This window comes from Glaesserella sp. (genome assembly GCF_041817755.1).
Taxonomy (GTDB): Bacteria; Pseudomonadota; Gammaproteobacteria; order Enterobacterales; family Pasteurellaceae; genus Glaesserella.
Genome location: NZ_JBGYBX010000020.1, coordinates 44719 through 51983, shown reverse-complemented (window position 1 = coordinate 51983; position 7265 = coordinate 44719). Strand labels below are relative to the sequence as shown.

Sequence of the window (7265 nt, the reverse complement as noted above, 5' to 3'; positions counted from 1 at the left end):
TGCAAAACCGATTTCTGCGGCAGTGAAAGAGTTCTTCGGCTCATCACAACTTTCGCAATTTATGGACCAAAACAACCCGCTTTCAGAAGTCACGCATAAACGTCGTATTTCTGCATTAGGTCCGGGCGGTTTAACCCGTGAGCGTGCCGGCTTTGAGGTGCGTGACGTTCATGCGACTCACTATGGTCGTGTCTGTCCGATTGAAACCCCGGAAGGTCCGAACATCGGTTTGATTAACTCGCTTTCCGTCTATGCGCGTACGAATGACTACGGTTTCTTAGAAACTCCATATCGTAAAGTGGTGAACGGTCAAGTGACTGAAGAGATCGAATATTTATCGGCAATCGAAGAAGGCAACTTTGTTATCGCACAGGCGAACTCTAACTTAGATGAAAACTTCCGCTTTACCGATACTTACGTTACGGCGCGCGGTGAACACGGTGAATCCGGTTTATATCGTCCGGAAGAAGTTCATTATATGGACGTTTCCACACAACAAGTGGTTTCTGTTGCGGCAGCGTTAATTCCGTTCCTTGAGCACGACGATGCGAACCGTGCCTTGATGGGGGCGAACATGCAACGTCAAGCGGTGCCAACCTTACGTGCGGACAAACCGTTAGTCGGTACAGGTATTGAGAAAGCGGTAGCCCTTGACTCCGGTGTGGCGGTGGTCGCAAAACGTGGCGGTGTGATCCAATACGTTGATGCGTCCCGTATCGTGGTGAAAGTCAATGAAGATGAAACCATTGCCGGTGAAGCGGGAATTGATATTTATAACTTAATCAAATATACCCGTTCAAATCAAAATACCTGTATCAACCAAATTCCGTGTGTGAAATTGGGCGAGCCGGTAGAACGCGGTGAAATTTTGGCAGACGGTCCTTCAACGGATTTAGGCGAATTAGCTTTAGGTCAAAACATTCGCGTAGCATTTATGCCTTGGAATGGTTATAACTTTGAAGACTCCATGTTGGTGTCTGAGCGCGTGGTACAAGAAGACCGCTTTACCACTATCCACATTCAAGAGTTATCTTGTGTGGCGCGTGATACTAAACTCGGTGCAGAAGAGATCACGGCAGACATTCCAAACGTGGGTGAGTCAGCATTAAGCAAACTGGACGAATCAGGTATCGTATATATCGGTGCGGAAGTGAAAGGCGGTGATATTCTTGTGGGTAAAGTGACACCAAAAGGTGAAACCCAATTAACCCCGGAAGAAAAATTACTCCGTGCGATCTTCGGTGAAAAAGCATCAGATGTTAAAGATAGTTCGCTTCGTGTACCAAACGGCACATCAGGTACCGTTATCGACGTTCAAGTCTTTACCCGTGATGGCGTAGAAAAAGACAAACGTGCAAAAGACATTGAAGAAATTCAATTACGTGAAGCGAAAAAAGACTTAACCGAAGAGTTAGAGATCTTAGAAGCAGGTTTATTCACTCGTGTTCGCAACCTATTACTTGAAGGTGGCATTGCACAAGCGACGTTAGATAACCTTGCACGTGAAAAATGGTTAGAACAAACCCTTGATGATGAAGCAAAACAAAACCAACTTGAACAGCTTGCAGAACAGCACGAAGAACTACGCAAAGAGTTTGAACGTAAACTTGAGATCAAACGTAACAAGATCATTCAAGGGGACGATTTAGCACCGGGCGTATTAAAAGTGGTGAAAGTGTATCTTGCGGTGAAACGTCAAATTCAACCGGGAGATAAAATGGCGGGTCGTCACGGTAACAAAGGGGTTATCTCAAAAATTAACCCGGTTGAAGATATGCCGTATGACGAAAACGGTCAGCCGGTTGAGATCGTATTGAATCCGCTGGGCGTTCCATCTCGTATGAACATCGGTCAGATCCTTGAAACTCACTTAGGTTTAGCGGCTCGTGGTATCGGTGATCAAATCGACAAGATGATCAAGCAACAGCAAGAGATTGCGAAGTTACGCGAATATATCCAAAAAGCGTATGACTTAGGTCACGGAGCGCAAAGCGTAGATTTAAGCACCTTCTCTGATGAAGAAGTGATGCGTTTAGCACAAAACTTACGCAAAGGCTTACCGCTTGCAACACCGGTATTTGACGGTGCACACGAGAGCGAGATCAAAGGCTTACTTGAGCTTGGCGGCTTACCGACATCAGGTCAAATTACCTTATATGACGGACGTACCGGTGAGAAATTTGAGCGTCCGGTAACCGTAGGTTATATGTATATGCTCAAATTGAACCACTTAGTTGATGACAAAATGCACGCTCGTTCAACAGGTTCTTATAGTCTTGTTACCCAACAACCACTCTGCGGTAAAGCACAGTTCGGTGGTCAACGTTTCGGTGAGATGGAGGTTTGGGCATTAGAAGCATACGGTGCCGCTTACACCTTACAAGAAATGCTCACGGTGAAATCGGACGACGTAAACGGTCGTACGAAGATGTACAAAAACATTGTGGATGGTACACACTATATGGAACCGGGAATGCCAGAATCCTTTAACGTAATCACCAAAGAGATTCGTGCATTAGCCATCGATATGGAGTTGGACGAAGCGTAGTTGATTTTCCCCAAAAAAATTTTCGTAGGGGCGGGGTTTATCCCCGCCCGCAGATGAATTGATATTTATCGGGTGGGGATAAACCCCACCCCTACGAATTTGAATTAAGCAGGGGTAATAAAACGCAACAAGCGGTCAAATCTTGCAAACAATTTGCCAAAACCGACCGCTTGCAACCAAAGATTTTCAGTTGAAATGGTGACCATTTCAAGAATAAAAACCTCAAATTAGGGGCAAAAACGTGAAAGACTTAGTTAAGTTTTTAAAAGCACAATCTAAATCGAACGACGATTTCGATGTGATTAAAATCGGTTTAGCATCACCAGACAAAATCCGTTCTTGGTCGTTTGGTGAAGTCAAAAAACCAGAAACCATCAACTACCGTACATTCAAACCTGAACGTGACGGTCTTTTCTGTGCGCGTATTTTCGGGCCGGTAAAAGATTACGAATGTCTTTGTGGTAAATACAAACGCTTAAAACACCGTGGTGTGATTTGTGAAAAATGTGGCGTTGAAGTCACCCAAACCAAAGTTCGCCGTGACCGTATGGGACACATTGAACTGGCTTGCCCGGTGGCACACATTTGGTTCTTAAAATCACTTCCGTCCCGTATCGGCTTAATCCTTGATATGCCGTTACGTGATATTGAACGTGTGCTTTATTTTGAAAGCTATGTCGTTATCGAACCGGGTATGACTGATTTAGAGAAAAATCAGTTATTAACCGAAGAACAGTTCTTAGACGCAGAAGAGCGTTGGGGCGACGAGTTTGAAGCGAAAATGGGTGCAGAAGGTATCCAAGCGTTACTCAAAGACTTAGATTTAGAACATCAATGTGAAATGTTGCGTGAAGAGTTACAAGAAACCAACTCAGAAACCAAACGCAAAAAAATCACTAAACGCTTAAAATTACTTGAAGCATTCATTCAATCAGGCAACAAACCTGAATGGATGGTAATGACGGTATTACCTGTACTTCCGCCGGATCTTCGTCCATTAGTTCCGCTTGATGGCGGTCGTTTTGCGACATCGGATCTGAACGATTTATATCGCCGTGTTATTAACCGTAACAACCGTTTAAAACGTCTTTTAGACTTAATCGCACCGGATATTATCGTGCGTAACGAAAAACGTATGTTACAAGAATCGGTTGATGCGTTATTAGATAACGGTCGTCGTGGTCGTGCAATTACGGGTTCTAACAAACGTCCATTAAAATCACTTGCGGATATGATCAAAGGTAAACAAGGTCGTTTCCGTCAGAACTTATTAGGTAAACGTGTAGATTACTCTGGTCGTTCAGTAATCACCGTAGGTCCATACCTACGCTTACACCAATGTGGTTTACCGAAAAAAATGGCGTTGGAATTATTCCGTCCGTTTATCTACTCTAAATTAGAAAGCCGTGGCATTGCTTCAACGATCAAAGCGGCGAAGAAAATGGTAGAGCGTGAAGATCCGATTGTATGGGATATTCTTGCTGAAGTTATCCGTGAACACCCGATCCTGCTTAACCGTGCACCAACACTTCACCGTTTGGGTATCCAAGCGTTTGAACCGTTGTTGATTGAAGGTAAAGCGATCCAGTTACACCCACTTGTGTGTGCGGCGTTCAACGCGGACTTCGATGGTGACCAAATGGCGGTACACGTGCCATTAACGCTTGAAGCACAGTTAGAAGCTCGAGCGTTAATGATGTCTACCAACAACGTACTTTCACCGGCAAACGGTGATCCGATTATCGTACCATCTCAGGACGTTGTATTAGGTCTTTACTATATGACCCGTGAGAAAGTAAACGGTAAAGGTGAAGGAATGTACTTCCTTGACCCACGTGAAGCAGAAAAAGCATACCGTACAGGTCAAGCGGAATTACACTCTCGTGTTAAAGTGCGTATTACTGAATATGAGAAAAACGCAAGCGGTGAGTTTGAAGCAACAACCAGCTTAGTCGATACCACTATCGGTCGTGCAATCCTATGGATGATTTCACCAAAAGGTATGCCGTTTAAACTGTTCAACCAAACTTTAGGCAAAAAAGCGATTTCAAAATTAATCAACGAAAGCTACCGCCGTTTAGGTTTGAAAGAATCAGTTGTATTCGCTGACCAAATTATGTACACAGGTTTTGCATATGCGGCACGTTCCGGTTCATCTGTTGGTATTGATGATATGGTGATCCCAGCACAGAAATATGAAATTATTTCAGCTGCTGAAGAAGAAGTTGCAGAAATCCAAGAACAGTTCAACTCAGGTCTTGTAACTGCCGGTGAGCGTTATAACAAAGTGATCGATATTTGGGCGGCTGCAAACGAACGTGTTGCGAAAGCGATGATGGAAAACTTATCAACGGAAGAAGTATTAAACCGTGAAGGTAATCCAGAAAAACAAGCATCATTTAACAGCATCTTTATGATGGCAGACTCTGGTGCACGTGGTTCTGCAGCTCAGATTCGTCAGTTAGCAGGTATGCGTGGCTTGATGGCTCGTCCAGACGGTTCGATCATCGAAACCCCAATTACCGCAAACTTCCGTGAAGGTTTGAACGTTCTTCAATACTTTATTTCAACCCACGGTGCGCGTAAAGGTCTTGCGGATACCGCATTAAAAACAGCAAACTCAGGTTACTTAACCCGTCGTTTAGTTGATGTGGCACAAGACTTAGTGATTGTAGAAGATGACTGTGGTACGCACGAAGGTATCGTGATGACTCCACTTATCGAAGGTGGTGACGTAAAAGAAGCATTGCGTGATCGTGTATTAGGTCGTGTGGTAGCTGAAGATGTCTTAAAACCAGGTTCAGAAGAAGTGTTAATCCCACGCAACACCTTAATTGATGAAAAATGGTGTGATGTGATTGACCGTGAATCTGTTGATGTGATCAAAGTTCGCTCAGTCGTAACCTGTAACACTGACTTCGGCGTGTGTGCAAAATGTTACGGTCGTGACCTTGCTCGTGGTCACTTGATCAACCAAGGTGAAGCGATCGGTGTTATTGCAGCACAATCAATCGGTGAACCGGGTACACAGTTAACGATGCGTACGTTCCATATCGGTGGTGCGGCATCTGCGGCAGCAAAAGAATCCAGCATTCAAGTGAAAAATTCGGGAACGATCAAACTTACCAATGCGAAATCGGTCACAAACAAAGATGGCAAGTTAGTATTAACTTCTCGTAACACTGAATTGACTGTGGTTGATGCGTTCGGTCGTACCAAAGAGAACTATAAAGTGCCTTACGGTGCGGTGCTTTCAAAAGCAGACGGTGCGGAAGTGAATGCAGGCGAAGTGGTTGCTAACTGGGATCCACATACAATGCCAATCATCTCTGAAGTAAGCGGTTTCATTAAGTTTAGCGACATTGTCGATGGCTTAACCGTAACACGTCAAACCGATGAACTCACAGGTCTTTCATCTGTGGTAGTACAAGATGTGGGTGAACGTGCAACGGCAGGTAAAGATTTACGTCCGGCATTAAAATTAGTTGATGCACAAGGCAACGATATTTTAATCGCAGGCACTGATGTTGCGGCACAATACTTCTTACCAGGTAAAGCGATTGTTACCTTAAATGACGGTGCAGAAATCTCTGTGGGTGAAGCGTTAGCACGTATTCCACAAGAATCTACAGCGACTAAGGATATTACGGGTGGTCTTCCACGCGTTGCAGACTTATTTGAAGCACGTAAACCGAAAGAACCGGCAATCCTTGCGGAAATTTCAGGTATCGTTTCATTTGGTAAAGAAACCAAAGGAAAACGCCGCTTGTTAATTACTCCAGCAGAGGGCGAAACACACGAAGAAATGATTCCAAAATGGCGTCAGCTCAACGTGTTTGAAGGCGAAATGGTACAACGTGGTGATGTGATCTCCGACGGTGCAGAAACGCCACACGACATCTTACGCTTACGTGGTGTTCACGCAGTAACTGATTACATCGTAAACGAAGTACAAGAAGTTTACCGCTTACAAGGGGTAAAAATTAACGACAAGCACATCGAGGTTATCGTGCGTCAAATGTTGCGTAAAGCCGTGATCACTAATGCTTACGACTCTGAGTTCTTAGAAGGCGAACAAGTGGAAGTGGCGCGTGTGAAAATCGCCAACCGCAAACGTGTTGCTGAAGGTAAACCGGAAGTGGAATTTGAACGTGAATTGCTTGGTATCACCAAAGCATCACTTGCAACAGAATCCTTCATTTCTGCGGCATCGTTCCAAGAAACAACCCGTGTGCTTACCGAAGCTGCAGTGGCAGGTAAACGTGACGAATTACGCGGCTTAAAAGAGAACGTGATCGTCGGTCGTTTAATCCCAGCGGGTACAGGTTTTGCCTATCATCAAAGCCGTATGAAAAAACGTGCCGTTGATGCTCCGGCAGCTACGTTTGACGCCCCTGTAGCGCACTCTGCTTTTGCGAGCGCAGAAGAGATCGAGGCCGAAACCCAAAATGTCGTTGCGGACGAAGCGACTCAAAACCTCGCAGCATTATTAAATGCAGGATTTGATGGAAGTGATGATGAGTAATCTCGCATAGTACTACCTGTGCTAGAAAGGAAAAAGCCCCGAACGAAAAGTTCGGGGCTTTGTTTTTTGCAAAAGATTGTGTAAATCAAACCGCTTGTGCTACAGATGTACTCAGATAGATTATAATATATTGAATAAAATTAATTTTTATCAAGTTATTGTTTAATAAAAAATGTTATATTTATTGATCCA

Annotated in this window: 2 protein-coding genes; both read left to right on the top strand. The window is 44.3% G+C overall.

What is annotated here, in order from left to right; genetic code table 11:
* The coding region (gene rpoB / locus ACEYKX_RS02045; RefSeq protein WP_373780379.1) for a DNA-directed RNA polymerase subunit beta at positions 1-2548 on the top strand (2548 nt) is incomplete at its 5' end.
* Positions 2549-2789: 241 nt separating this feature from the next.
* Positions 2790-7073 (top strand): DNA-directed RNA polymerase subunit beta', encoded by a 4284-nt coding sequence (gene rpoC, locus ACEYKX_RS02040; RefSeq protein WP_373767097.1) that lies wholly within the window; start codon positions 2790-2792, stop codon positions 7071-7073.
* The last annotated feature ends 192 nt before the right edge of the window (positions 7074-7265 follow it).